The following is a 24127-nucleotide window of genomic DNA, read 5'->3' as shown; positions in this document are numbered from 1 at the left end:
TAGCGCGGTGCATCACGCGGCCCGCCTCGTCACCTCGCGCGTCGTCCGCACGCCGCGCCTGACGCTGCTCCCGGTCGGGAAGGAGAACCTTCCCGACCTCGTGCGCCTGAAATCCGATGCGGCGGTCTTCGAGGCCATGCTCCACGGCGTGCGCACGCCCGAGCGCACGGCCGAGGAGCTGGAGGACGACATTGATTTCTGGGAGGTGCGCGGCTACGGCACCTGGGCCGTCCATCGCACGGAGGACGGCGAGTTCCTCGGCCTGACCGGGCTGATGGAGCGTCCGGACGGCCGTGGCGTCGCGCTGCGCTATGCCCTCTGGCCGGAATGCCGCGGCCACGGCTACGCGCGGGAGGCGGCGCGCGCGGCCCTCGATTTCGGCCACGCCGCCGGCCTGCCCCGCATCATCGGCATCGCGCGGGAGAGCAACGCCTCCTCCCGCGCGGTGATGACCGATATCGGGATGACGGAATGCGGGGAGTTCAACAACCTCGGCCACCGCATGCTCGTCTTCGAGAGCCGGCGGTAGCGGCCCTTAGGCCGCCATCGTCCTCCCGGCCGGCGCCGTTCCCGCGGGCCGCGCGGCCGCCCGACGAGGCCCGCCGAGCAGCGCGAGATGCTCCTCGATAACCGACACCGCCTCGCGGTTCCCTTCCAGCAGCGGGCGCCAGTCGAGGTCGTCGGCAATGCCCAGCGGATTGCGGAGCAGCAGGTCGGTCTTCACGAAGGGGAAGCCCATCTCCTCCACCAACTCGCGCCAGAAGAGGTGCGTGCTGTTCAGCGGCCGCCGGCGCAGCGCCGCGCGCATCGCGGCGGCGTCGTCCGGCGCGATGCCCGCGAAGAGGTGCGGGTAGAGGGTGCGCACCCGTCGACGCGCCGCCGGCTGCCGCAGAGCCGCCGCCTCCACCGCCTCATAGCCGCACCAGGCGGCCACGGGGTGCCCGCGCCCGCGCATCCAGCCGCTCAGACGCACCTCGCCCTCGCGGATCGTGCGCCGCTTGTTGGCGGTTACGCGATGCGCGGCGAAGAAGGTCGCGAGATCCTCGATGGTGGCGCGCCCGGTCGCCAGCAGGAAATAGGATTGGAGGTGCGGGGCAGGGGCGAGGTTCTCCGTCAGCCCGTAGAGCCCCTCCGGCGCCGTGCGCATGGCGGTGAAGGCGGGCTCGAGCGAGCGAAAGGGCCCGCAGAGGCTGTCATTCACCAGCAGCAGCTCGTTGGCCTCTGGCGCCTGGGTGAGGACGGCCGGCAGCAGATCGTGCCACGCGCCGAAGTCGAGGCCGTAGTTCCGCCGCTCGACGATCGCGGCACAGCGCCCCTCAAGTTCTGTAACGGCGGCGGAGGGGATGGACGGCGCCATTGACACGAAGACCACGGCGAAGCCCCGGTCCCGGTACCCCTGCACCTGCTCCATCACCATCCGGCTCACCGCCGCGACGGGCGCGTAGTGGATGAAGATCGCGACGCTCCGTGCCCGGTCCAGCGGCACGTTGCCCACGCGGCAGGAGCGGATGCGCGGCCCTTTGGCGAAGCGCTGCGAGAGGTCGATCCGCGCGGCCTGAACCCGCTGCCGCGCAAGGCTGAACCCGGCACGGACCAAGGATTGACGGAAGCTGGGGCGGGCCACGAAGGCCCGTAGCCGCGCCCGGAGGCCAAGGCGCCGGTCCGGCCGATCGACCACCGCTGAAAGGCCGGAGGACTGGCGGACCGCCTGGTCAGCGCCAAGCTGGTCGGCCTCGAGCCTCACGCCACCACCCCTTCAGCCTGCGCGCTGCGGCCGAGGCGGTGCCGCCGATCGCCTGTCGCGCCCTCGAAAAAAGCGGCGCGCAGTTGTTCCTGGCATCGGGCGCGGGGCGACATTAGGCCATGTCCCTGAAACTGATCAGATACTAGTAGGAAAATTTCCTACACCCAGCCTAACAGCCACCGACCCTGGCCGAGGCAACGATTTGTCACCCTCTGCTGCTCGTTGGTCACAAGGCTCCGACAGATTGCAGGCCGGTTGGGCCGACTGCAAGAGCCGACCGCTCAGCGCCCTTCGCGCGCCGCTAGCTGGGCAACCTGGTTGCGCATCGCGTCCAGCAGGGCGGAAACACGCCCGCCGCTGCGGCTGATCACGGCGGAGTACTCACTGCGCGTCGTCAGGCGGAGCGAGGTGCCCTCGGCAATGACGTCCACCACCCGCGGCTGCCCGCCCACCTCGCTGACCCGCCAGTCGAGCGAGAAGGGGGCGAGGTTCGGCCGCTCGACGATGGTGTTCACCAGTGCGTCATCCTCCGTCCGCTGCTGGCTGCGGCCGAGGGAGAAGCGCACCCCCTGGTACTCGCCGAACCGGGCGGAGAGGTTGCGGATCAGCGTTTCCTCGAAGAGCCGCATGTACTGCGCCTGCTCCTCGGGGGTCGCGAGCCGCCAGTAGCGGCCCAGAATGAACCGACCCACCCCCTCCACGTCCACCGCCCGGCGGAGGATATTCGCCACCTGGTCCCGCCGCTGCGTCACCGAGTTGCCGCTGTTGATGGCGTTAACGAGTTCCCGCCCAGTGGCCTGGATGAAGGAGGCGGCGCGGGCGGTATCCACCGGCTGCGCAGCTGCGGGCAGCGTGCGCCCGAGGAGGAGGGTGGCGCCGGCGGCGAGGAGGATGCGTCTTTCGATCATCGGGTCACAAGTCTCGTTCTGTCTGTTCGCCAGGCGCCGGCAGGGCATCGAACCGCCGCAGCCCCAGTTAGGGCGCCATCCTTGCCCGCTCAACGCCTGGGCCTCGGTTGCGTTCCGCCGCCTGCCAAGGAACGCTGCCAACCAACGAAACGGTGTACCCCGAAAAAGGCTCTCTCAGGGCTGCCCGGCGTCCGGCGCGCTGTTCCCAAGTCCGGTCCCGAGGCCCTGGGGTGCCACGGCCGTCGCGCCGGAGCCCGTGTTGGCGATCTCCCGCGCGCGCTGCTGCCGGTAGGCGCTGCGCAGCGTCGCATAGGGGTCGAGGCTGGTGCGCTGCACGTCGTCGAGCGTGTCGAGCAAGGATTCCCGCGTGCTGACGACGGTCGCCCCGGCGCGGGCATAGTTCAGGGCGTCCAGCAGGTCGCGATTGCCGAAGGTCAGCCAGGTGAAGGGATCGGCCGCGATGCCCGCGGCGAAGCCCAGCAGGTCCCGCGGGTTGCTCGGGCCGAGGATGGGAATGAAGAGGTAGGGCCCTTCCTCCACCCCGGCGACCGCGAAGGTCTGCCCGAAATCCTCGGTATGCGGCACGAGGCCGAAGCGACTGGCCACATCGAAGACGCCGCCCACCCCGAGCGTGGAGTTGATCATGAAGCGGCCGAGCGTGATCCCGAAGCGCTCCGTCTCGCCCTGCAGGGCATCGTTCATGAGGATCACAGGGCTGCGCAGGTTGCTCAGCACGTTCGACACCCCTGTCCGCACCGGGGGTGGCACCACGGCGCGATAGGCCACAGCCACCGGGCGCAGCACCGCGGTGTCGATCGCCTGGTGCACGTCGTACATCGCACGGTTGAAGGGCTCGGCCGGGTCGTTGGTGGCGCGGAACTCCTCCAGCGCCTCCTTGTCGTCGGCTGGCGGCATGGTGGCGCAGCCGGCGAGAAGGATTCCCGCTGCGGCAAAGGCGACGGGCAGAAGGCGGTAGGAGGGGAGGGGGAGGCGCATAGCGGTGTTTGAATCCGGTGTCGCAAGGGTGTTAGCACTCGCAGCGAGGGCCGCAAACCGCCCTCACCAGGGCGTTACAAGTCGCCATTAACCCCGCCTGATCGCACCGCCGGCCTGTCCCCTCCGCTCGCCGCGCTGGACGCGCCGCCACTCCGCCCCCAATTGCCGCTTCGATCCGGCCGCGGGATGCTCTAGGACCAGCGCATGAACGAGATGTCGCCCCCCAAGACGCTGCGGAACTGGCTTGCCGGGCCGCGCGTGGACGCCCTGCCCTCGCTGACGGCCATGCCTGCCCCGCTGCTCTCCTTCGAGTTCTTCCCGCCTCGGACCGAGGCGCTGGAGGCCCAGCTCTGGTCTTGCGTGAAGCGGCTGGAGCCGCTGGCGCCGCGCTTCGTCTCCGTAACCTACGGCGCCGGCGGCACAACGCAGGCGCGCACCCACGCGACTGTCACCCGCATCCTTCGTGAGTCGAGCCTCACACCCGCCGCGCACCTCACCTGCGTCGGTGCCACGCGCGAGGAGGTGGACGCCGTGGCTCGTGACTACTGGGAGGCTGGCGTGCGCCACATCGTCGCGCTTCGCGGCGACGCCCCGGCCGGGGTGAACGGCTACGAACCCCATCCCGGCGGCTACGCCTATGCCGCCGACCTTGTCGCCGGCCTGAAGCGCATCGCCGACTTCGAAATTTCGGTGGCAGCCTACCCGGAGGTCCACCCAACCGCGACCTCGGCGGACGACGACCTGGACAATCTCAAGCGCAAGATCGATGCCGGGGCCACGCGCGCCATCACCCAGTACTTCTTCGACGCGCCCACTTTCCTCCGCTTCATCGACCGTGCCCACGCGGCCGGGATCAACGTGCCGATCGTGCCAGGCATCCTGCCGGTGACGAACTTCGCCCAGGTGGCCAAGTTCTCCGCCATGTGCGGCGCCCGCGTGCCGGATTGGATGGGAACCCTCTTCGAGGGCCTGGACGAGGATGCGGAAACCCGCCGCATGGTCGCCGCCGTGGTCGCGGCCGAACAGGTGCGCCTCCTCCAGGCCAACGGCGTGGACGAGTTCCATTTTTACACGCTGAACCGGCCGGACCTGACCTACGCCATCGCCCATATCCTGGGGGCTCGGCCCCAAGCTGCCCCGCCGAAGCCGTGATGGCGCAGCGCCGGTGACGCCGGGGAGAGGAAGAGGGATGTCTTCCTCTCCCCGGACCCCGCACCAGCATCTTGTGTGCCTCGGGTCATGGACCCGCGGCGATTGATCGATCAGGAAGGTCCGGCGACAGCCCGATCAATCCTCCAGCCGCAGCCGCTGATAGATTGGCCTCAGCAGAAAAGGCGAGAGGAACAGCGGGAACTGGCAGAGGGAGAAGAAGAGCAGGATGCGTGCGTCCGTAGTGGCGGGCAGCACCGCGAAGTAAAGCGCCATGTTCCGGTTGCCCGAGAGCAGCCCGGCCGAGAGGGTCACGCGCTTCCCGGCCGGAAGGAAGGCGAGAGCCGTCACCGCGTTAAGGGCGAAGGCACCGCCGAAGGCCAGCGCCAGCCCGCCCAGCACGAAGCCGGGGGAGGCGAGCAGCCGCGCCAGCACCCCGTCCATGATCCCGAAGCCGTAGAGCACCACCAGCAGCACCACTGTCCCGTCCACGGCCGGGCCCCAGCGGTTCAGCGTGGCGCGCGGGACGATCCGGCGGATGGCGACGGAGATAGCCAGTGGCACCCCCACCACCAGCACCAGCCGCCCCATCAGTCCCCCAATGGAAAGGGCGAGGTCCACGCCGAGCAGCCCAAGGGCCAGCGGCGGTGCGGTGAAAGGCACGAGGAGGGTCGAGATCAGCGAGACCACTAGGGACAACTCGCCATCCAGCCCCACCAGCCGTGCGAAGGCGGGAGAGGAGGTGGCGGAGCAGCCCGTCGCCATGATCACCAGCCCTGCCCCGAGCGGCCCTTCGAGCCCGGCCAGTCGGACGAAGGCGAAGGCGAGCAGGGGCGTCGCGAGCAGGACCCAGGCGAGCATCCCTGCCACCAGCAACGGCCGCCGGAGATAGGACAGTACCTGTCCCGGATCGACCCGGAGGAGCACCAGGGTCATCAGCACGGCGATCGTCGGCGTCACCACGTCGCGCAGCGCCGCGGAAAGGGGCGGGATCAGCAGCCCTGCGAAGATCCCCGCTGCCAGCAGCGCCCCTCCGTGCCGGGCAGACCATTCGAGGGCGAGACGAAGCGGCAATCGGCACATCCCTGCCGCGCCGGGAGGTCATCGTGGTTGGCGCGGGTTCGCATCCCGTTCTATAGCCGCCCCCGTGTTCCCGCCAGCCCAGCCCCCCTCCCTGAACCCGCAAGGCCTGGCCGTCCCCGGGGACGACTACCTTGCCAAGCTCAATGCCGAGCAGCGCGAGGCCGTGGAGACTGTGGACGGCCCGCTGCTGGTGTTGGCCGGCGCCGGCACGGGGAAGACGCGGGTGCTGACCACCCGCTTCGCCCATATCCTGATGACGCGCCGCGCCTTCCCCAATCAGGTGTTGGCCGTCACCTTCACCAACAAGGCCGCGCGCGAGATGCGCGAGCGCGTGAGCGCCATCCTCGGCCGCCCCGCGGAGGGGCTCTGGCTCGGCACCTTCCACGCCCTTTGCGCACGGATGCTCCGCCGGCACGCGGAATATGTCGGGCTCACTTCCTCCTTCACTATCCTCGACACCGACGACCAGATGCGCCTGCTGAAGCAGGTGATGGACGCCGCGGCGGTGGACATGAAGCGCTGGCCGCCACAAGGGCTGATGGCGGTGATCCAGCGCTGGAAGGACCGCGGCCTACCCCCCGCCCGCGTCTCCCCGGCCGAGGACAGCGACTACGCTAACAACCGCGCGCGATCGCTCTACGAGGCCTATCAGTCCCGCCTGCGCGACCTCAACGCCGCCGATTTCGGCGACCTGATGCTGCACATGGTGGAGATCCTGCGCACCCAGCCGAACGTGCTTGAGCAGTACCACCGCGCCTTCCGCTACATCCTGGTGGACGAGTACCAGGACACGAACAGCGTGCAGTACCTCTGGCTGCGGTTGCTCGCGCAGTCCCACCGCAACATCTGCTGCGTGGGCGACGACGACCAGTCCATCTACTCCTGGCGCGGCGCGGAGGTGGAGAACATCCTCCGCTTCGAGAAGGACTTCCCGGGCGCGAAGATCGTGCGCCTTGAATCCAACTATCGCTCCACCCGCCCCATTCTCGCCGCCGCCTCGCACCTCATCGCGAGGAACGAAGGGCGACTGGGCAAGACCCTCCGCTCCGGCCGCAACGACGCCGAGGGGGAGAAGGTCCGCGTCGTCTCCCTCTGGGACTCCGAGGAGGAGGCCCGCATGGTTGGGGAACGGATCGAGCAGGCGCAGCGGAAAGGCGTCTCCCTCGGCGAGGTCGCCATCCTCGTCCGCGCCGGCTTCCAGACCCGCGCCTTCGAAGAGCGGCTGATCACTCTCGGCATTCCCTACCGCGTCGTCGGTGGCCTCAAGTTCTACGAGCGCGCCGAGGTGCGCGATGCCATGGCCTACATGCGCGTCATGCACCAGCCGAGCGATGACCTCGCCTTCGAGCGCATCGTGAACACCCCGAAGCGCGGCATCGGTGACGGCGCGCTGCAATCCATGCATGTCGCGGCGCGCGAGCAGGCAATCCCGCTCGCCATCGCCGCCGAGCGCCTGGCGCGCACGGAGGCAATGCGCGCCAAGCCCCGCGCCGCCATGCGCGAGCTGTTCGACGGGTTCGCCCGCTGGCGCGCGCTGATGCAGCGCGAGGGCCATGTTGTGGCCGTCGCCACCATGCTCGACGAATCCGGCTACACGGAGATGTGGAAGCAGGACAAGTCGGCCGAGGCGCCCGGCCGGCTGGAGAACCTGAAGGAACTCGTGCGCGCCATCGGCGAGTTCACGACGCTGGAAGGTTTCCTTGAGCATGTCGCGCTTGTCATGGAAAACGACGAGAACGCCGAGGGTGCCCGCGTCTCGCTGATGACGCTGCACGCCGCCAAGGGCCTCGAATTCGATCTTGTCTTCCTGCCGGGCTGGGAGGAGGGGCTGTTCCCGCACCAGCGCGCGCTGGATGAGGGTGGCACGAAGTCGCTCGAGGAGGAGCGGCGCCTCGCCTATGTCGGCATCACCCGCGCGCGGAAGATGGCCGTGATCTCCCACGCCGCGAACCGGCGCATCTACGGCAACTGGTCCGCCGCCATCCCGTCGCGCTTCCTCGAGGAACTGCCGCCCGACCAGATCGAGCGCGAGGGTAGCGGCGCTGTCCAGCGCGCGCGCATGGTGGACGCGCCCTCCGTCTTCAGTGGCAACTCGCCCTTCTCCTCGCAGCGCCCGCGCGTGATCGAGGCCGGCGCTTGGGAGGTGAAGGAACGCCCCGCCCGCGCCGATGCGATGAAGGTCGGCCAGCGCGTCTTCCACCAGAAGTTCGGCTACGGCCGCGTGACGGCGGTGGACGACAACCGGCTGGAGGTGGATTTCGAGAAGGCGGGCCAGAAGCGCGTCCTCGACAGCTTCGTGGAGAAGGCATGATGTCCAGGCGCCACGCGCAGAACCTCGAAGCGGTTTCCATCGACGGCCTGCCCGAGGAGGCGGTGCCGGTGGTGGAGGCCGCCTTCCAGCGCGCCTGCCGAACCGTTTCCCTTTTCCTCGACGAGCCCTCTGACACCTGGCGCGTGGAGGGCGTGCGCGAGGAGGGCGCGAAGGAGGACGAGCTGGCCGCCGCCCTCGCGCTCGCCTCCCTGATGACGGGCCTCGACCTCGTCCCGCAGCGCGCCCCGGTGGAGGCCGAGGGCTGGCTTGCCCGCACCGCCGAGGCCTTCCCCGAGCAGTCCATCGGCGGCCGAGTCCTCATCCGCCCCACCCACCTGCCTGACCGCAAGGTGCACGGAAGGACGGTGCTGAAGCTCGATGCCGGCCTCGCCTTCGGCTCCGGCGAGCACGCCTCCACCCGCGGCTGCCTCATCGCCTTCGAGACGGTCGCGCGCCGCATGCGCCCGCTGCCGAAGGACCGTCTCCGCCTGCTCGACCTCGGCGCCGGTTCCGGCATCCTCGCCATGGCCGCTGCCAGCGCGCTGCACCGCCGGGTGCTGGCGACGGATATCGAGCCCTGGTCCGTGCGGGTCGCCAACCAAAATGCCGGGATGAATGGGCTGAAGACTCTGGTGCATGCCATCCGCGCGGATGGCTGGACCTCGCCCGCCGTCTCTGGGCGCGGCTACGACCTCGTCTTCGCGAATATCCTTGCCCGTCCGCTCTGCGCCATGGCGCGGGACCTGGCGCGTCATCTGCGGCCGGGCGGCACCGCCATCCTGGCAGGTCTTCTCGGCATCCAGGCGCGGCAGGTTATGGCTGCCCATCGCCGCGGCGGGCTGCACCTCGAACGGCGGCTCGATTTCGGCCCCTGGACGACCCTGGTCCTCCGCAAGCGCGGCTGACAGCGCCCGGAAACAGCACCGGCCCGCGTTGGCGCCCGGGGGAAGGGCGTCGCGCGGGCCGGGCATCAGGACGGCGAAGGAGGAGGGGACTTCGCCGCCCCGGTACTCAGGAGAGGATGTCGCTCAGGCCGCCTGGTTGGACCGGCGCTGGTCGTTCGCAGCCGCCGGAACCGGCTTCCGCACGGCAGCGCGAGTGGCGCGCACTTCGCGCTCCGGCTGCATGCGGCCGCTGAGGACTGAGGGGATGTCGCTCCGCGTGATGCCGATATCGGCCAGCTCACGGTCGGTCAGGGAGAGCAGCTCAGCCTCGGCGCGGCGGCGCTGCATCCAGGCGGCGAAGCCGGAGACCATGCGCTGCAGGGCGGAGGTGATCACCGCATTCCGGGCCTCGTTGGCCTGGCGCAGGAGCTCGATATTGCTGATCGGCGGGAGGTTCGCCGGCTGGGGCATCATCGGCGCGGGGTTGTGCGCCTGGGAGATGCGGGGGTTCATTGCTTCTGTCCGTGTCGAGGGCGGCGTCCCGCGGAAGCCCATGCCGCCGCTGCCCGCCCGTCTGGTGCGGAACTATATGGACCCGCTCGCGTCACGAATGTCGCGCTGTTCATGTGATCAAGCCATGCGCCGGCAGCATGGGTAATTGGGGAACTATGTCTTGTTTAACCAACTGGTGACAAATCCTTCCGCGACTCGTCTCGCGGCACTCCGCCAGGAACTCCTCCGCCAGGGGGTTGAAGGCTTCATCGTCCCCCGCGCCGACGAGTTCCTCGGCGAGTATGTTCCCCCATCCGGCGAGCGCCTGGCCTGGTTGACAGGCTTCACCGGTTCCGCCGGCCTCGCCATCGTCCTGCCCTGGCGCGCCGCCGTCTTCTCGGACGGCCGCTACACCACCCAGCTCGCCCAGGAGACGGACCCCGAACTCTGGGAACGGCGCCACCTCACCGAGCAGCCGCCCGTGGACTGGCTGAAGGAGCACGCGGCCGGCCGGCGGATCGGCTACGACCCCTGGCTGCACCCCCAGGCCGCACTCGACCGGCTCGCCGCCTCCGGTGCCATTCTCGTCCCGCTGGCAGACAACCCCCTGGACGCCGTCTGGACCGACCGGCCGGCCGCGCCCTCCGCCCTGGCCGAGCCCTGGCCGGAGGCCCTTGCCGGCCAGTCATCCACCGAGAAACGGGAGGCGATCGCGGCGGAGCTGCGCGGGGCAGGGCAGGGGGCCGTCGTGCTCTCCGATGCCCATTCGGTCGCCTGGCTGCTCAACATGCGCGGCGGGGACCTTGCCCATACGCCGCTCGCCCTTGCCTTCGCCCTCCTGCGTGACGACGCCAGCGTCACCCTTTTCATGGACCCCACCAAGGCCGGGCCGGCCCTGCGCGAGGCGCTCGGCAACGCCGTCTCCATCGAGCCGCGGTCCGGGTTGGCCGGGGCGCTCGCGGCGCTTCGCGGCCGCACCGTCCGCCTGGACCCCGAGGCCACGCCCGTCTGGTTCGCAAACACCCTCCGCGCCGCCGGCGCCGAGCTGGCGGCCGGTCCGGACCCCGTGCGCCTGCCCCGCGCGACCAAGAACCCCGCCGAGCAGGAGGGTAGCCGCGCCGCCCACCGCCGCGATGCCCGCGCCATGGTGCGCTTCCTCGCCTGGTTCGCCGACCAAGCGCCGCGCGGTGGCCTGACCGAAATGGCCGCCGCCGAACGCCTCCTTGCCTTCCGCCGGGAGGAGGAGCGGTTCCGCGCCGAATCTTTCCCCGCCATCGCCGGCGCGGGGGAGCACGCCGCCATCATCCACTACCGCGCGACGCCGGCGACGAACCGCGCCGTAAACCCGGACGAGTGCTTCCTGCTCGATAGCGGCGGCCAGTACCTGGACGGCACCACGGACATCACCCGCACCCTCTGGACCGGCCCCGGCGCGCCGCCCGCGGAGCTCCGCACCCGCTACACCCTCGTGCTGCGCGGCATGATCGGGCTGGCCGCCACGCGCTTCCCCGCGGGCGTCGCCGGTCCGCATCTCGACGCCATCGCCCGCCGCCCGCTCTGGGAGGCGGGGCTCGACTACGACCACGGCACCGGCCACGGCGTCGGCGCCTTCCTCTCGGTGCACGAGGGCCCGGCTGCCTTCTCCCGCGCCGCGGCCAACGTGCCGCTGCGGGAGGGTATGATCCTCTCGGACGAGCCGGGCTTTTACTTGCCGGGCGCCTACGGCATCCGGATCGAGAACCTGCTTCTCGTCCAGGCGGACAAGGAGGTGCCGGGCCCGCGCCCCTGGCTGCGCTTCGAGACCCTCACCCTTGCGCCCTTCGAGCGCGCGTTGATCGACCCCGCCGCGCTCGTGCCTGCCGAGCGGGAATGGATCGATGCCTATCACGCCCGCGTCCTGGCGGAGGTCTCTCCCCGGCTGGACGAGGCCACCGCCGCCTGGCTCCGGGAGGCCTGCGCACCGCTCTAGCCCTCCGCTTCGCCACGCCCCTAGAATGAAGGGCGCGGCGCCGCGCCGCCGGAAGAGGAAACGAACCATGCAGAGGCGCACCCTTCTGGGCGCCGCCGCGCCGGCCGTGCTGGCCGCGGCCGGCGCCCGCGCGCAGACGGCCCGCAGCTACGCGACCCGTCCCGTCCGCATCATCGTCGGCGTCGCGCCGGGTGTCGGCACCATCGACCTCACTGCCCGCGCGGTGGCGGAGGTGATGGCGGAATCCCTCGGACAGCCCGTGGTGGTGGACAACCGGCCCGGCGCCGCCAGCATCATCGCGGTCGAGGCCGCGGCCCGCTCCCCAGCCGACGGGCACGTGCTGTTCATGGGCGGGGTGGACGCGATCGTCCACTCCTTCCTCCTCGCCGGGCGCCAGCCCATGGATCCTTTCACGGACTTCACGCCCATCTCCCGCGCCACGCGGGACCACTGGATGGTCGTGGCCAATCCCGAACTCGGCGTGAACACGCTGGCCGACCTCGCCCGCGTCGGGAAGCAGCGCTCGGGCGAGCTGAACTACGCCTCCTTCGGCGTCGGCACGCTGTTCCACCTCGTCCCCGCGCGCCTCGCCCAGCGCCTGGGCTTCGAGGCGGTGCACGTGCCTTATCGCGGCGACTTCACCTCCGACCTGCTCGCCGGGCGCGTCTCCTACGTGGTGCAGCCCACCGCACTGTTGCTGCCGCACGTCCTTGCCGGCCGGCTGAAGGCACTGGCGGTCCTCTCGCCCGAGCGCATCCCGCAACTGCCGGACGTGCCGACCATCGCGGAGGCCGGGTATCCCGACCTTGGCTTCAACATGGGCATCATCCTCTTCGCCCCCGGCGGCACGCCGCCCGCCATCGTTTTCCAGATCAACGCCGCCTATGACCGCGCGGCGAAGGCGCCGGCAGTCCGCAGCCGGCTGGCGGACCTCTCGCTGGAAACCGTGGGCGGCTCGGTCCAGGAGGCGACGGATTACACGCGCTGGATGCTCAACTTCATCGACGACATGCGGGAGAAGGTGCTCGGCGCCGCCCGCTAGCGCCGCATCTCAGGGGCGCTGGACGAGGAGCCGCGCCCCGAGCCCGAGGAAGATCACCCCCGCCGCACCGTGCAGCCACCGCGCCGCGCGGGCGGAACGCGCGAGCCGCGCCGAGGCCCAGCCCGCCCCCGCGATCAGCGCGGCGAAGAAGGGCACCGAGAGCAGCGGCAGCAGCGGCCCGAGCAAGAGCATCTGCACCCAGGGCGCCGCCCGGCCGGGCGCCACGAACTGCGGCAGGAAGGCGAGGAAGAAGAGCGCGACCTTTGGGTTGGTCAGGTTCGTCAGTGCCCCCTGCAGCACCACCCGCCGCGCCGCCGCGGCTGACGGCACAAGGGCCGGCGCCCCCTGCCAGGCCGCCCGCACCGCCCCGATCCCCAGCCAGACAAGGTAGGCAGCGCCCGCCAGCCGCAGCGCCGTGAACAGCGCGGGCGAGGCCGCCAGCAGGGCCGCGACCCCGAGCGCGGCGGCCAGCACATGCACCGTCGCCCCGCACCAGATCCCGATCGCCGCCGCCCAGCCCCGCCGCGCGCCGCCCGCAAGGGTCTGGCCGAGCACGAACATCATGTCCGGCCCCGGCGTGAGCACCACGATGATGCTGGCCAGCACGCAGGCGAGGAGGAGGGCAGGATCGACGGGCATGGCCAAAGGCTGCCGCCGCGGGTCGCCAAGGTCGAACGACTTTGCCTGATCCCGAGCATCAGCCGCCCTGATGGTCTGTTCGGACCTGCCCTTCCGGCATGGCTCGCCTGCCCGATCCGTGATGGTCGGCGGAACGGCACGACACGATATTGCGCCGCACCATGCCCGTGAGAAAGCTTCCGTCGGGCGACGACCGGAACCCGACCTGATGCCCAATCCGATAAACGACCCAGCCGTCCCGCCGCTCAGCCAGCAGGACATTCGTACCCTCTTCCTCGCCTCCCTCGGTGGCGCGCTCGAATTCTACGACTTCATCATCTTCGTCTTCTTCGCCGTGACAATCGCGAAGCTCTTCTTCCCGCCGGACATGCCGGAGTGGATGCAGCAGATGCAGGCCTTCGGCATCTTCGCCGCCGGCTACCTGGCGCGCCCGCTTGGCGGCGTCGTGATGGCCCATTTCGGCGACCTGTTCGGGCGCAAGCGCGTCTTCACCTTCTCGGTCTTTCTCATGGCCGTGCCGACCCTCGTCATGGGCCTGCTGCCGACCCATGCCGCCATCGGCGTGGCCGCTCCGATCCTCCTGCTGCTGATGCGCGTGCTCCAAGGCGCGGCCATCGGCGGAGAGGCGCCGGGCGCCTGGGTCTTCGTCGCCGAGCACGTGCCCGCCCGCCGCGTGGGCCTTGCCTGCGGCATGCTCACGGGCGGGCTGACGGGCGGCATCCTGCTCGGCTCCCTCATGGCGACGGGCATCAACCTCACCTACACGCCCGCCGAGGTTACTGACTTCGCCTGGCGCATCCCCTTCATCACCGGCGGCCTCTTTGGCCTGCTGGCGGTGTATCTCCGCCGCTGGCTGCACGAGACGCCCGTCTTTGAGGCCATGCGCCGCCGCGCCGGACCCGCGCGGGAGATGCCGATCAAGACGGTGCTGCGCGGCCAGGGCGCCTCGGTCGCGATCTCGATGCTGCTGACCTGGATGCTGACCGCCGCCATCGTCGTGGTCATTCTGATGACGCCCGCGCTGTTCCAGAAGCTGCACGGCCTCTCGCCGGCCACCACCCTCTCGGCCAACGTGGCCGCGACGGCGACGCTGACGGCCATGGCGGTTGCCTACGGCGCGCTGATGGACCGCTTCGGCGCGCTTCGCGTCGGCATCGTTGGCAGCCTCCTGCTGATCGCCGCCACCTACGCACTGTATTACGGCACGGAGGCAAACCCGGCGAACCTGCTGCCGCTCTACGCCCTGGCCGGCGCCTCGGTGGGGATCATCACCGTGGTGCCTTTCGTGATGGTCGGCGCTTTTCCGGTGGCGACGCGCTTCACCGGCGTGTCCTTCTCCTACAACGTCGCCTACGCGGTCTTCGGCGGCGTCACCCCGCTGCTCGTCTCCCTGCTGATGGCCTCCGACCGCCACGCCGCCGCGCATTACGTCGGCGCGGTGGCCCTGATCGGCATGGGCGCGCTCGCCTGGAACGCGGCCCGTGCCGCCCGCCCGGCCATGGCCGCTCTGCCGGAAGGGCGGCCCGCCATCCGCTAGGCGGCGCGCCCGGATTGCGCCCCGGCGCCTCCGGGTGGAGAAGCACCCGATGCGCCGGGCCGCGGGATAGACGATGAGCGATGAAGGCACCCGCCAGGACGTCGTGCCGCCCGACTACGCGGCCGGCGCCGGTCTGCCCTGGTGGGCCAAGGTGGCGTCCAAGCTCGCCATCGCCGCGCTGCGGGTGCCACCCGCCCTCCTGCGCCGGGCAGGGGTGAACCGGCACAGCTTCATCGCGGAATCCGAGAGCCGCGTGCTGCACGAGCCCTGCACCCGCGCCGGTGAGTTCGCCAATCGCCAGGGCCGCCCGCCGCGCGGCGTGCTGGAACTCGGCCCCGGACGCCTGGTGGTGCGCGCCCCCGCCTACGCCGCCCTCGGCTGCGCCCCCGTCTGGTTCGCCGATGTGGAGGACGACGCGCCGGAGGACCCGGCCGCCTATGCCCGGGTGGCGGAACTCGCGCGCGGGATCGGCCTGCCCGCCCCGGTGCTGGAGGGCCTGCCCAACAAGGCCGCGGTGCTGGCCGCCTGTGGCGCCCGCCAGCTGATCGGCGGCACGGAGGTCCTGGCCGCCATCCCCGACAGCTCGGTGGAGCTGATCGTCTCCGACGTGGTGCTGGAACATGTCCGCCGAGACGCCCTGCCGGGCCTGCTGGCCGAGCTGCGCCGTGTCGCCGCCCCGAACTGCCTCGGCGTGCACGCGGTGGACTTCCACGACCATGTCGGCGGCGCGCTCAACACACTGCGCTTCCCGCCCGGTTTCTGGGAGGGGCCGCTCGTCGCGCGTAGCGGCCTCTACGTGAACCGAATGGGCCTGTCCGAGATCCGGGCCGCTTTCGCGCAGGCCGGCTTCGCCACGCGGCTGCGCGACATCCGCCGCTGGCCCGCCAGCCCTCCCGGTGCAGGCGCCGCGCACCCCTCGCTCAGCCGCCGGGCGGAGGACGACCTCATCGCCTTCGCCCGGATCGAGGCGCTACCGGTCTGAACCCTCAGCCCGGCGCTTCCACGGGCGGGAAGCCCGCCAACTCGCGCCACTCGGCCTCGGTCAGCGTCTTCAATTCCAGTTCCGCCGCCTTCTTCGCCTTGGAGCCGGCATCGGCGCCGACCACGACGAGATCCGTGCGCTTCGAGACGGACTTCACCACCTTCGCGCCCAGCAGCTCCGCCCGCGCCTCCGCCTCCTGCCGCGTCATCGTCTCCAAGCTTCCGGTGAAGACGATGGACTTGCCGGAGAGCGCGCCCTCCGCCACCGCCTCGGCCTCTTCGGGCGTCACCTCGCGCAGCAGGTCGTCCAGCGCCTCCACGTTCCGCGTTTCGGAGAAGAAGGTGACGAGTTCCTGCGCGATGGAGGGGCCGATGCCCTGGATGCCGCCCAGATCCTCCCGCGCTTCGCTGCCGATGATGCGCGCGTCCAACATGGCCTGCCGCCACGCGCCCGCGGAGTGGTAGTGCCGCGCCAGCAGTCGCGCGTTCTGCTCGCCGATGCGGCGGATGCCGAGGGCGAAGATGAACCGCTCCAGGCTTGGCTGCCGCCGCGCTTCGATGGCGGCGAGAAGGTTCGCCACCTTCTTCGACTCTCCCTTGGCGCTGCCGCCCCAGCCCTTCCAGCCCCGCAGCGTCGCCGTGTGCTCCGAGAGACGGAAGATGTCGGCCGGCGTCTTCACCAGCCCCGCCTCGTGCAGCAGCACGACGTTCTCGATGCCTAGGCCCTCGATATCCATCGCGTTGCGGGAGGCGAAGTGGATCAGCCGCTCCACCTGCTGCGCGGGGCAGATGAGGCCGCCGGTGCAGCGGCGCACCACCTCGCCCTCCGGGCGGATGGCGGGGCTGCCGCATTCGGGGCAGTGCGTCGGCGGCAGCCAGGGTTCGCCACGGCCGGGGCGGTCGGGATCGACCACGCGGATAATCTGCGGGATCACGTCACCGGCGCGCTGCAATTCCACGGTGTCGCCCACGCGCGCGTCGCGGCGGGCCACCTCGTCCTCGTTGTGCAGTGTCGCGTGCTGCACCATCACGCCACCCACATTCACCGGCTGCATCACCGCGCGCGGCGTCAGGGCGCCCGTTCGGCCGACCTGAATCTGGATTTCCAGCAGCTTCGTCGTCGCGCGCTCGGCCGGGAACTTCCAGGCGATGGCCCAGCGCGGCGCGCGGCCGACAAAGCCGAGGCGGCCCTGCCAGTCCAGCCGGTCCAGCTTGTAGACGACGCCGTCGATATCGTAGTCGAGCCCAGCACGGCGCTGCCCCATGGCCGCCTGGAAATCCGCCGCCGCGTGCTCGTCGCGCAGGACCTCCGAGAGCGGGTTCACCTGGAAACCCCAGCCGCGCAGCACATCAAGATAGCCCGAATGCGTCTCCGCCACCGGCGCGGAGGAGGCGCCCTGCGCGTAGGCAAACAGCTTCAACGGCCGCCGCGCCGTCACCCGCGCATCGAGCTGCCGCAGCGAGCCCGCCGCCGCGTTGCGCGGGTTGACGGGGATGCGCACGGCCTCGCCCACCTTCTCACCGGCCTCGCGGCGGCGCTCGCGCTCCTCGAAAAGCCGCGTCTGCTCGGCGTGGAAGGCGAGGAAGTCCGGCTTTGTCATGAAGACCTCGCCGCGGATCTCAATGCGCTCGGGGAAGGGTGCGGTCAACGCGCGGGGCAGCTCGTCGAGAGTCTTCAGGTTCTCGGTGATGTCCTCGCCCACCGTTCCATCGCCGCGCGTCGCGCCGCGCACGAATTGCCCGCCCTCATAGGTGAGATTGACCGAAAGCCCGTCGATCTTCGGCTCCGCCACGAAGCGCAGCACCTCCTCCGCCGAGAGGCCGAGGAAGCGGCGGATGCGCGCCGCGAACTCCGCGAAATCCTCGGGCGCGAAGGCGTTGTCGAGCGACAGCATGGGCGTGCCGTGCCGCGACTTGGCGAAGCCCGCCGCCGGCTCCTCACCCACCTTCCTCGAAGGGCTGTCGGGCCGTACGAGATCGGGGAAGCGCGCCTCGATCGCCTGGTTCCGCCGGAACAGCGCATCGTATTCCGCGTCCGACATGATCGGCTCGTCGCGGACATGGTAGGCGGCATTCGCCTCGGCGATGCGGGCGGCGAGGGCTTCCAGCTCCCGCGCGGCCTCGGCCTCCGTCAGTTCCTCGATGGGCAGCGCGGGGGAGGGGGCGTTCTTGGGCATCGACCCGTGGATAGCCGCGCCCGCCCCATGGCGCCAAGGCCACCCGCGGCCCACCGCGGCGTTGTCCCCCCATGAACGACGTGCCGCCCGACTGGATCCGCCCGCCCGACCTCGACGCCGCGCGCCTCGCCCAGCACGAGATCGCCGAGCGCGCCGAGGCCGCCGACCGGCTGGACCAGCCGCGCCTCGTCGCCGGCGTGGACTGCGCCGGCGCGGCGCGCGGCGCCCCCGACCGCATTCGCGCCATGGCCGTGCTGTTGGAAAGCAGCGCGAAGTCGCGCCCCCTGGCCACCGGCCTCGTCGAGGGCGTGCCCGCCTTCCGCTACGTCTCGGGCTTCCTCGGCTTCCGCGAGATCCCCTTCATCCTCGACGCGCTGGCGAAGCTGCCACGGCGGCCGGACCTAATTTTCGTGGACGGCCACGGCCTCAGCCACCCGCGCGGCTGCGGCACCGCCACCCATCTCGGCGTCGTCGCGGACCTGCCGACGGTCGGCGTCGCGAAATCCATCCTTGTCGGCCGGCCGGAGGGAGAGCTGGGGCAGGAGGCGGGAAGCAGAGTACCGCTGGTCTGGAAGGGGCGGGAGATCGCGACGGTGCTGCGCAGCAAGCGCGGCGTGAACCCGCTCCTTATCTCCGCCGGCCACCGCGTCTCGCAGGAGACGGCGGTGCGGCTCGTGATGGAATGGCTGGCCGGGTACCGCCTGCCCGAGCCGACGCGGCTGGCCGACAAGCTCGCCGGCGAGGCGCGCCGCACGTCCGAGGCCGCGCCGCTGCTCTGAGCCTCAGGCCGCCCCGGCCAGCAACTCGTCCGCCGCCGCCCGCGCCGCCTCGGTCACGCGCTCGCCCGCCAGCATGCGCGCAATCTCCTCGCGCCGAGCCGGCACGTCGAGCGGCACGACGCGCGTCTCCGCCCGGTCGCCGCGCACGCCCTTGGCCACTTGGAAGTGCCGAGCCCCGCGCGCCGCCACCTGGGGCGAGTGCGTCACCACCAGCACCTGCAGCCGCTCCGCCACCCGCGCCAGCCGCTCGCCCACCGCCGCCGCCGTCGCGCCGCCGATGCCGCTGTCCACCTCGTCAAACACGAGCGTCGGCACGGGCGAGCCGCGCGCCAGGACGACCTTCAGCGCCAGCATCAGGCGGGACAACTCGCCGCCCGAGGCGATCTTCGCGAGCTGCCCCGGCTTCTGCCCAGGATTGGTGGTCACGAGGAAGGTGACGCGGTCTTGCCCGTCCGGACCCCAGGCACTCTCCTCGCGCGGCGCGATCTCGATGTGCAGCCGAGCGCGGTCCAGCTTCAGCGGCGCCAGCTCCTTAGCCACCGCCTTCTCCAGCTTCTCCGCGTGCTCCCGCCGCGCGGCCGTCAGGGCTTCGGCGGTAGCGACGTAACCCGCCCGGGCCTCACGCGCTGCCGCGTCAAGCGCCGCCACGCGCCCCGTGCCGGCATCGAGGTTCGCCAAGCGGTCCCGCAGCGAGAGGAGATGGGCGGGCAGGTCCACCACGGCCACCGTGTATTTCCGCGCCGCCGCCCGCAGGGCGAAGAGCCGCTCCTCGACAGTCTCCAGCCGGCGGGGATCGGGCTGGGCGTCGCTCGCCAGCCGCTCGAGCACGTTCTCGGCCTCGGCCAGCGCGTCCTGCGCGGCGGCGAGGGCGGTCAGGGCGGCATTCGCCTCCTCGCTCGGAGGCGTCAGCCGCTCCAGCGCGCGGGCGGCATTGCGGAGGGCGGCCGCGGGCGCGCCGCCGCCGCGACGGTCGCGCGGCTGGATCTCGGACAGGGCGGAGGCGATCGCCTCCGCCCGCCGCTCGCTGCCCTGTAGTCCCTGACGCTCCGAAGCCAGTGCGTCCTCCTCCCCCTCCTGCGGGGCGAGGTCGGAAAGCTCCTGGACGGAATGCCGCAGCCATTCCTCGTCGCGCTGGGCGGCGGCGATGGCCTCGCGTGCCTCCTTCAGGGCCCGCTCCGCCCCGCGCCAGGCTCGATAGGCGTCGGCCACCGCGTTCCGCCGCGGCTCCAGCCCACCGAAGGCATCGAGCAGGCCGGCATGGGTGGCGGGATCGGCGAGCCCCACCTGATCGTGCTGGCCCTGCACCTCGACCAGCAGCGCGCCGAGGCGGCGCAGCAGCGCTACCCCCACCGGCTCATCGTTCACGAAGGCCCGCGAGCGCCCATCGAGGGTCACGATGCGGCGGAGCACGATCTGGTCGTCCGCCTCGATGCCCTGCTCGGCCAGCAGCGCGTGTGCCGGATGCCCGGCGGGCGGGTTGAAGACCGCAACGACGCCTGCCTGGGCTTGGCCCGCGCGCACCATGCCCGCTTCGGCTCGCTGCCCGAGGGCAAGGCCGAGGCTGTCCAACAGGATCGACTTTCCCGCGCCGGTCTCGCCGGTCAGCACCGAGAGGCCAGGACCGAAAGTGAGGTCCAGGCGCTCAATCAGCACCACGTCGCGGATGGAGAGGGAGGCGAGCACGCCCGTCCTTCGGCCCGGGGCCTAGAAAACCGCTTCGACGACGCGCCGCAGCAACCCCGGCGGAGAGGTGTTCCGGTCGGCCGGCTCCGCGCCGTCCACCAGGAGCGCGTAGCTGTCCTGGTACCAGGCATTGCCGGGATAGTTGTGCCCGAGCACCGAGGCGGTCTTCCGCGCCTCCTCCGGCAGACCCATGGCGAGATAGATCTCGGTCAGCCGATGCAGCGCCTCGGGCACGTGGTTCGTCGTCTGGTAGTTCTCCACCACGTTGCGGAAGCGAAGGATCGCCCCTGCATAGAGCCGCCGCTGCTGGTAGAAGCGTCCGATGTTCATCTCCTTGCCCGCCAGATGGTCCCGGGCAAGGTCGATCTTCAAGCGGGCATCGCGTGCATAGGTAGAGTTCGGAAAGCGGTTCACCACGTCTTGCAGGGCCGCGAGCGCGGTCTCGGTGCCCGCTTGGTCGCGCTGAGCATCCGCGATCTGCTCGTAATAGCAGAGGCCACGAAGATAATAGGCATAGGCGATGTCGCGATGCGCGGGGTGGAGCTGGATGAAGCGGTCCAGCTGCCCCAGCGCCTCCGTGTAGCGGTTGCGGGAATACTCCGCGTAGCCGCTCATCAGCCGGGCATTGGTTGCCCAGGTGGAATAGGGGTGATCGCGCTCCACCGTGTCGAAGATCTCGATCGCCTGAGCGTAGCGCTCGGCCCGAAGTGACTCGAGCCCGGCGGCATAGAGGGCCTCTGGCGACATGTCGGCATAGGTCGTCCCCCTGCCGCGCAGGGCGTCCGACTTGCCGTTCCAGAAATCAAGGCTCTCGCATCCCCCGAGGGCCAGGGGCGCGAGGAGGACGGGCAGGATCGCGAGGCGACGGAGCTTCATGGCGGCGGCTCTATAGCACGCGCCGGGCGGGGCGCGACAGGGCGGCACGGGGGGAGCGTGCCGGGGCGGCCAACCGTGCCTCCGATCCCGGGCGAGGGGATCGCCCGGGAGGGCGGATCAGGCCGCGACCGCCGCGATCGGCAGGCGGGCGGTTGCGCCCGCCATCGCCGCCACCGGCATCTCCTGCTCCTCGACCCAGCGCCAGGCGCTCGGATCGGCGAAGAGGGCGCGCAGCACGCGATTGTTCAGCCCGTGGCCGGAGCGGTGGCCGCGGAACCGCGCGCGGAGCGGCGCGCCGGCAAGGGCGAGGTCGCCCACCGCGTCCAGCAGCTTATGCCGCACGAACTCGTCGGCGTGGCGGAGGCCGCCCGGATTGACCACCAGCGGCCCGTCCACCACCACCGCGTTGGCCAGCGAGCCGCCGCGGGCAAGGCCCACGGAGCGCAGGCGGGCGATGTCCTCGGCCAGGGTAAAGGTGCGGGCATCGGCGAGCACAGCCCGGAAGCCCTCCTCCGTCACCGGCATGGACAGCGCCTGTCGGCCGATGGCCGTCGCGCCGAAATCGATGCTCAGCTCCGCCTCGAGGCCGGGGCCGCTGCCGGGCGAGAGCTCGGCCCAGGCCGCGTTCGGCCCCTCGCCATCGGTTACGCGGATGGTGCGCAGCACCTCGATCTTGGCAACGGGGGCAGCGAGCTCCACCAGCCCCGCGCAGTCGAGCAGGAAGACGAAAGGCGCGGCGGAACCATCGAGGATAGGAACCTCGGGGCCGTCCACCTCTACCACCGCATCAGTCACGCCAAGCGCGGCAAGCGCCGCCATCACGTGCTCGATCGTGCCAATCCGCGCGTCGGCATCACCTAGAGCGGTGCAGAGGCGGGTGTCCGTCACCGCGTCGAAGCGGGCAGGAATATCGATGCCTAGGTCGGTGCGGCGGAACACGATGCCGTCCCCAGCCCGCGCCGGGCGCAGGGTCAGCGAGGCGCGAAGGCCGGAATGAAGACCCACGCCGACGCAGCCGATCGCGGACTTCAGGGTCCGTGCGCGTGCCGTGTCGATCGGGAAGAAGCCGTCCATCGGGAAACCCCTGGAAAGTCATCGGCACAAATGAAACGTACCGGCGAGGGGAAACATCGCACCGCACCATGGCCACGGCCAGTCAAGCGTTGTTTCTCTGTATTTCGACGTAAGCCTTTGATTCCAAAAAGAATTTTGGATGTGAAAAAGGCCCCGCCGGACATCCCGGCGGGGCCTCCTCCAATTCGTTCCGCCCCCGTCCGGGGCGGGTGTGCCGTAGATCAGTTGCCCTGCCGACGGAGAAAGGTCGGGATGTCGAGGCCCATGCCGTCCTCCTGGGCCTGCGGCCGGGCCGGGGGTGCGGGCGGCGCCTCCGGCTGGTCCGGCAGGGTGCGGCGCATGCCGCCGATGCCGGTCGCGCGGCGGAAGATACCACCCAGGCCGCCCGTCGGGGCGCCCGGGGCGGGCACCGGCGCGACGCGCGCGGCGGGGGAGGGCTGCGCGTTCGGCGGGGGGGCGGCGGGCGCGGGCTGCACCGGCAGCTCGGCCACCGGCTCCGGCGCGGCGTGCTCCACGTTCGCGGGACGGCGGGCGCCCATCGGCAGGCGCGGGCTCGCATGCGGCACCGGCGGCGGCATGCTGGAGGACGGTACCATCGAGACGGGGCGCGGCGCGCCGAGCACGGAGGCCGGGCGGCCGATGCCCGGCTGCACCGAGGCCTGGCGCATTGCCGGAGCCTGGCCGGGCACGAAACCAGGGGCGGCGGCCGGCACGAAAGCGCCAGGCGCCGGCACCGTGCCGCCGCCGATGGCGACAACGCGCTGCGGCTCGGCGGCCTGCTGGGCCTGGGCCTGCGGGTCCACGGCGTCGATGCCGGTGGCCACGACGGAAACGCGCAGCCGCCCGTTCAGCGTCTCGTCCACCGAGGAGCCGAAGATGATGTTCGCATCCTCGTCCACCTCACGGCGAATGCGGTTCGCGGCCTCGTCGACCTCGAACAGCGTCATGTCGTAGCCGCCGGTGATGTTGATCAGCACGCCGCGGGCGCCGCGCATGGAGGTGTCCTCCAGCAGCGGGTTGCTGATCGCGGCCTCGGAGGCCTTGACCGCGCGGTCCTCGCCCTCGGCCTCGCCCGTGCCCATCATCGCCTTGCCCATCTCCGCCATCACGGTGCGGATATCGGCGAAGTCGAGGTTCACGAGGCCGGGGTTGACCATCAGGTCGGTCACGCCGCGCACGCCCATGTAGAGGACGTCGTCGGCCATCTTGAAGGCCTCGGCGAAGGTCGTGCGCTCGTTGGCCTTGCGGAAGAGGTTCTGGTTCGGGATGACGATCAGCGTATCGACATACTGCTGAAGCTCGTCGAGGCCCTGGTCCGCCGCGCGGCGGCGCTTGGGGCCCTCGAAGTCGAAGGGCTTGGTCACCACGCCGACGGTCAGCACGCCCCGCTCGCGCGCCATGCGGGCGATCACCGGCGCCGCCCCCGTGCCAGTGCCGCCGCCCATGCCGGCCGTGATGAAGATCATGTGCACGCCCTCGAGGTGGCGCGCGAGGTCCTCGGTCGCCTCCTCGGCCGCCGCGCGGCCGATCTCGGGCTTCGCGCCCGCGCCCAGGCCCTGCGTCAGGTGCGGGCCGAGCTGCACGCGCCGCTCGGCGCGGCTGTTGACCAGCTGCTGCGCATCGGTATTGGCGACAAGGAATTCCACCCCGTCCAGCCCCATGCCGATCATGTTGTTGACCGCGTTGCACCCGGCGCCACCCACGCCGATAACGGTGATCCGCGGCGTAAAGTCAGTATGCTGCTGACGTGGAATGGTCAGGTTCAGCGTCATCGTTCTAGCCCCCTTCGAAGACGCGATGAAT

General features: G+C 71.0%; 20 protein-coding genes. 9 read left to right on the top strand and 11 right to left on the bottom strand.

Going from position 1 to position 24127, the window contains the following annotated elements; all coding sequences use genetic code 11:
* Positions 1 to 7: 7 nt before the first annotated feature.
* Positions 8 to 529, top strand: coding sequence for a GNAT family N-acetyltransferase (locus tag D9599_RS01705; protein ID WP_198379455.1), 522 nt, complete (start codon positions 8 to 10; stop codon positions 527 to 529).
* Positions 530 to 535: 6 nt separating this feature from the next.
* Here D9599_RS01705 and D9599_RS01700 read toward each other — a convergent pair whose 3' ends face one another.
* The 3 genes from D9599_RS01700 to D9599_RS01690 form a co-directional block, all read right to left on the bottom strand.
* A complete protein-coding gene (locus tag D9599_RS01700) occupies positions 536 to 1744 on the bottom strand; it encodes a rhamnan synthesis F family protein (protein WP_198379454.1) in 1209 nt (402 codons plus the stop codon).
* Positions 1745 to 2025: 281 nt separating this feature from the next.
* Positions 2026 to 2652, bottom strand: coding sequence for a phospholipid-binding protein MlaC (locus D9599_RS01695; RefSeq protein ID WP_198379453.1), 627 nt, complete (start codon positions 2650 to 2652; stop codon positions 2026 to 2028).
* Between the two features lie 174 nt (positions 2653 to 2826).
* On the bottom strand, positions 2827 to 3648 hold the full coding sequence (locus tag D9599_RS01690; RefSeq protein WP_198379452.1) for a VacJ family lipoprotein: 822 nt from the start codon (positions 3646 to 3648) through the stop codon (positions 2827 to 2829).
* A gap of 213 nt (positions 3649 to 3861) precedes the next feature.
* Between D9599_RS01690 and metF the strand changes: the two genes are divergently transcribed.
* Positions 3862 to 4800: a methylenetetrahydrofolate reductase [NAD(P)H] gene (gene metF, locus D9599_RS01685; protein ID WP_375373026.1), complete on the top strand. Its 939-nt coding sequence runs from the start codon at positions 3862 to 3864 to the stop codon at positions 4798 to 4800.
* Positions 4801 to 4935: 135 nt separating this feature from the next.
* Here the strand turns inward: metF and D9599_RS01680 are convergent, their stop codons facing one another.
* Positions 4936 to 5871, bottom strand: coding sequence for a bile acid:sodium symporter family protein (locus D9599_RS01680; RefSeq protein ID WP_232480015.1), 936 nt, complete (start codon positions 5869 to 5871; stop codon positions 4936 to 4938).
* Between the two features lie 73 nt (positions 5872 to 5944).
* Between D9599_RS01680 and D9599_RS01675 the strand changes: the two genes are divergently transcribed.
* Both D9599_RS01675 and D9599_RS01670 read left to right on the top strand, forming a co-directional pair.
* A complete protein-coding gene (locus tag D9599_RS01675; RefSeq protein WP_309228507.1) occupies positions 5945 to 8191 on the top strand; it encodes a UvrD-helicase domain-containing protein in 2247 nt (748 codons plus the stop codon).
* Positions 8191 to 9096: a 50S ribosomal protein L11 methyltransferase gene (locus tag D9599_RS01670; protein ID WP_198379589.1), complete on the top strand. Its 906-nt coding sequence runs from the start codon at positions 8191 to 8193 to the stop codon at positions 9094 to 9096. Before D9599_RS01675 ends, D9599_RS01670 begins: the two co-directional genes overlap by 1 nt.
* 123 nt (positions 9097 to 9219) lie before the next feature.
* On the opposite strand, the gene D9599_RS01665 is transcribed toward D9599_RS01670, so the two are convergent.
* Positions 9220 to 9588: a DUF1127 domain-containing protein gene (locus D9599_RS01665; protein WP_232480014.1), complete on the bottom strand. Its 369-nt coding sequence runs from the start codon at positions 9586 to 9588 to the stop codon at positions 9220 to 9222.
* 160 nt (positions 9589 to 9748) lie between these two features.
* Between D9599_RS01665 and D9599_RS01660 the strand changes: the two genes are divergently transcribed.
* Together D9599_RS01660 and D9599_RS01655 are read left to right on the top strand one after the other, a co-directional pair.
* A complete protein-coding gene (locus D9599_RS01660; RefSeq protein ID WP_232480013.1) occupies positions 9749 to 11536 on the top strand; it encodes an aminopeptidase P family protein in 1788 nt (595 codons plus the stop codon).
* Between the two features lie 67 nt (positions 11537 to 11603).
* Positions 11604 to 12578 (top strand): tripartite tricarboxylate transporter substrate binding protein, encoded by a 975-nt coding sequence (locus D9599_RS01655; protein WP_198379449.1) that lies wholly within the window; start codon positions 11604 to 11606, stop codon positions 12576 to 12578.
* 9 nt (positions 12579 to 12587) lie between these two features.
* Here the strand turns inward: D9599_RS01655 and D9599_RS01650 are convergent, their stop codons facing one another.
* Complete coding sequence (locus D9599_RS01650; RefSeq protein WP_198379448.1) at positions 12588 to 13217, bottom strand: LysE family translocator; 630 nt, start codon at positions 13215 to 13217, stop codon at positions 12588 to 12590.
* 208 nt (positions 13218 to 13425) lie between these two features.
* On the opposite strand from D9599_RS01650, the gene D9599_RS01645 reads away from it, so the two are divergent.
* Positions 13426 to 14754, top strand: coding sequence for an MFS transporter (locus D9599_RS01645; protein WP_198379447.1), 1329 nt, complete (start codon positions 13426 to 13428; stop codon positions 14752 to 14754).
* A 73-nt stretch (positions 14755 to 14827) separates the two neighbouring features.
* Positions 14828 to 15736: a hypothetical protein gene (locus D9599_RS01640; protein ID WP_198379446.1), complete on the top strand. Its 909-nt coding sequence runs from the start codon at positions 14828 to 14830 to the stop codon at positions 15734 to 15736.
* Positions 15737 to 15740: 4 nt separating this feature from the next.
* Here the strand turns inward: D9599_RS01640 and ligA are convergent, their stop codons facing one another.
* Positions 15741 to 17912 (bottom strand): NAD-dependent DNA ligase LigA, encoded by a 2172-nt coding sequence (gene ligA / locus D9599_RS01635; RefSeq protein ID WP_198379445.1) that lies wholly within the window; start codon positions 17910 to 17912, stop codon positions 15741 to 15743.
* A gap of 71 nt (positions 17913 to 17983) precedes the next feature.
* Here ligA and D9599_RS01630 point away from each other — a divergent pair, with 71 nt between their 5' ends.
* The gene (locus D9599_RS01630; protein WP_198379444.1) at positions 17984 to 18691 is read left to right on the top strand and encodes an endonuclease V; all 708 of its coding nucleotides are present in this window, start codon (positions 17984 to 17986) and stop codon (positions 18689 to 18691) included.
* A gap of 3 nt (positions 18692 to 18694) precedes the next feature.
* Here D9599_RS01630 and recN read toward each other — a convergent pair whose 3' ends face one another.
* From recN to ftsZ, 4 genes are all read right to left on the bottom strand, one after another.
* Positions 18695 to 20374: a DNA repair protein RecN gene (gene recN, locus D9599_RS01625; protein ID WP_198379443.1), complete on the bottom strand. Its 1680-nt coding sequence runs from the start codon at positions 20372 to 20374 to the stop codon at positions 18695 to 18697.
* Positions 20375 to 20395: 21 nt separating this feature from the next.
* Positions 20396 to 21250, bottom strand: a complete 855-nt coding sequence (locus D9599_RS01620; RefSeq protein ID WP_198379442.1) for an outer membrane protein assembly factor BamD — start codon at positions 21248 to 21250, stop codon at positions 20396 to 20398.
* A 117-nt stretch (positions 21251 to 21367) separates the two neighbouring features.
* On the bottom strand, positions 21368 to 22324 hold the full coding sequence (gene lpxC, locus D9599_RS01615; protein WP_198379441.1) for a UDP-3-O-acyl-N-acetylglucosamine deacetylase: 957 nt from the start codon (positions 22322 to 22324) through the stop codon (positions 21368 to 21370).
* Positions 22325 to 22545: 221 nt separating this feature from the next.
* Complete coding sequence (gene ftsZ, locus D9599_RS01610) at positions 22546 to 24096, bottom strand: cell division protein FtsZ (RefSeq protein ID WP_198379440.1); 1551 nt, start codon at positions 24094 to 24096, stop codon at positions 22546 to 22548.
* Positions 24097 to 24127 lie beyond the last annotated feature (31 nt).

It is taken from the genome of Roseomonas sp. KE2513 (assembly GCF_016107305.1).
Taxonomy (GTDB): Bacteria; Pseudomonadota; Alphaproteobacteria; order Acetobacterales; family Acetobacteraceae; genus Roseomonas.
The sequence above is the reverse complement of the archived record's forward strand: the minus strand, read 5'-3'. Positions and strand labels throughout refer to the sequence as shown.

Bases quoted from the DNA above. Each gene is read 5' to 3' on its own strand.
- metF (WP_375373026.1), top strand. From the start codon at position 3,862: ATGTCGCCCCCCAAGACGCTGCGGAACTGGCTTGCCGGGCCGCGCGTG.
- D9599_RS01640 (WP_198379446.1), top strand. From the start codon at position 14,828: ATGAGCGATGAAGGCACCCGCCAGGACGTCGTGCCGCCCGACTACGCG.
- D9599_RS01655 (WP_198379449.1), top strand. From the start codon at position 11,604: ATGCAGAGGCGCACCCTTCTGGGCGCCGCCGCGCCGGCCGTGCTGGCC.
- lpxC (WP_198379441.1), bottom strand. From the start codon at position 22,324: ATGGACGGCTTCTTCCCGATCGACACGGCACGCGCACGGACCCTGAAG.
- ftsZ (WP_198379440.1), bottom strand. From the start codon at position 24,096: ATGACGCTGAACCTGACCATTCCACGTCAGCAGCATACTGACTTTACG.
- ligA (WP_198379445.1), bottom strand. From the start codon at position 17,912: ATGCCCAAGAACGCCCCCTCCCCCGCGCTGCCCATCGAGGAACTGACG.
- D9599_RS01620 (WP_198379442.1), bottom strand. From the start codon at position 21,250: ATGAAGCTCCGTCGCCTCGCGATCCTGCCCGTCCTCCTCGCGCCCCTG.
- D9599_RS01645 (WP_198379447.1), top strand. From the start codon at position 13,426: ATGCCCAATCCGATAAACGACCCAGCCGTCCCGCCGCTCAGCCAGCAG.
- D9599_RS01630 (WP_198379444.1), top strand. From the start codon at position 17,984: ATGAACGACGTGCCGCCCGACTGGATCCGCCCGCCCGACCTCGACGCC.
- D9599_RS01695 (WP_198379453.1), bottom strand. From the start codon at position 2,652: ATGATCGAAAGACGCATCCTCCTCGCCGCCGGCGCCACCCTCCTCCTC.
- D9599_RS01670 (WP_198379589.1), top strand. From the start codon at position 8,191: ATGTCCAGGCGCCACGCGCAGAACCTCGAAGCGGTTTCCATCGACGGC.
- D9599_RS01665 (WP_232480014.1), bottom strand. From the start codon at position 9,588: ATGAACCCCCGCATCTCCCAGGCGCACAACCCCGCGCCGATGATGCCC.
- D9599_RS01690 (WP_198379452.1), bottom strand. From the start codon at position 3,648: ATGCGCCTCCCCCTCCCCTCCTACCGCCTTCTGCCCGTCGCCTTTGCC.
- D9599_RS01650 (WP_198379448.1), bottom strand. From the start codon at position 13,217: ATGCCCGTCGATCCTGCCCTCCTCCTCGCCTGCGTGCTGGCCAGCATC.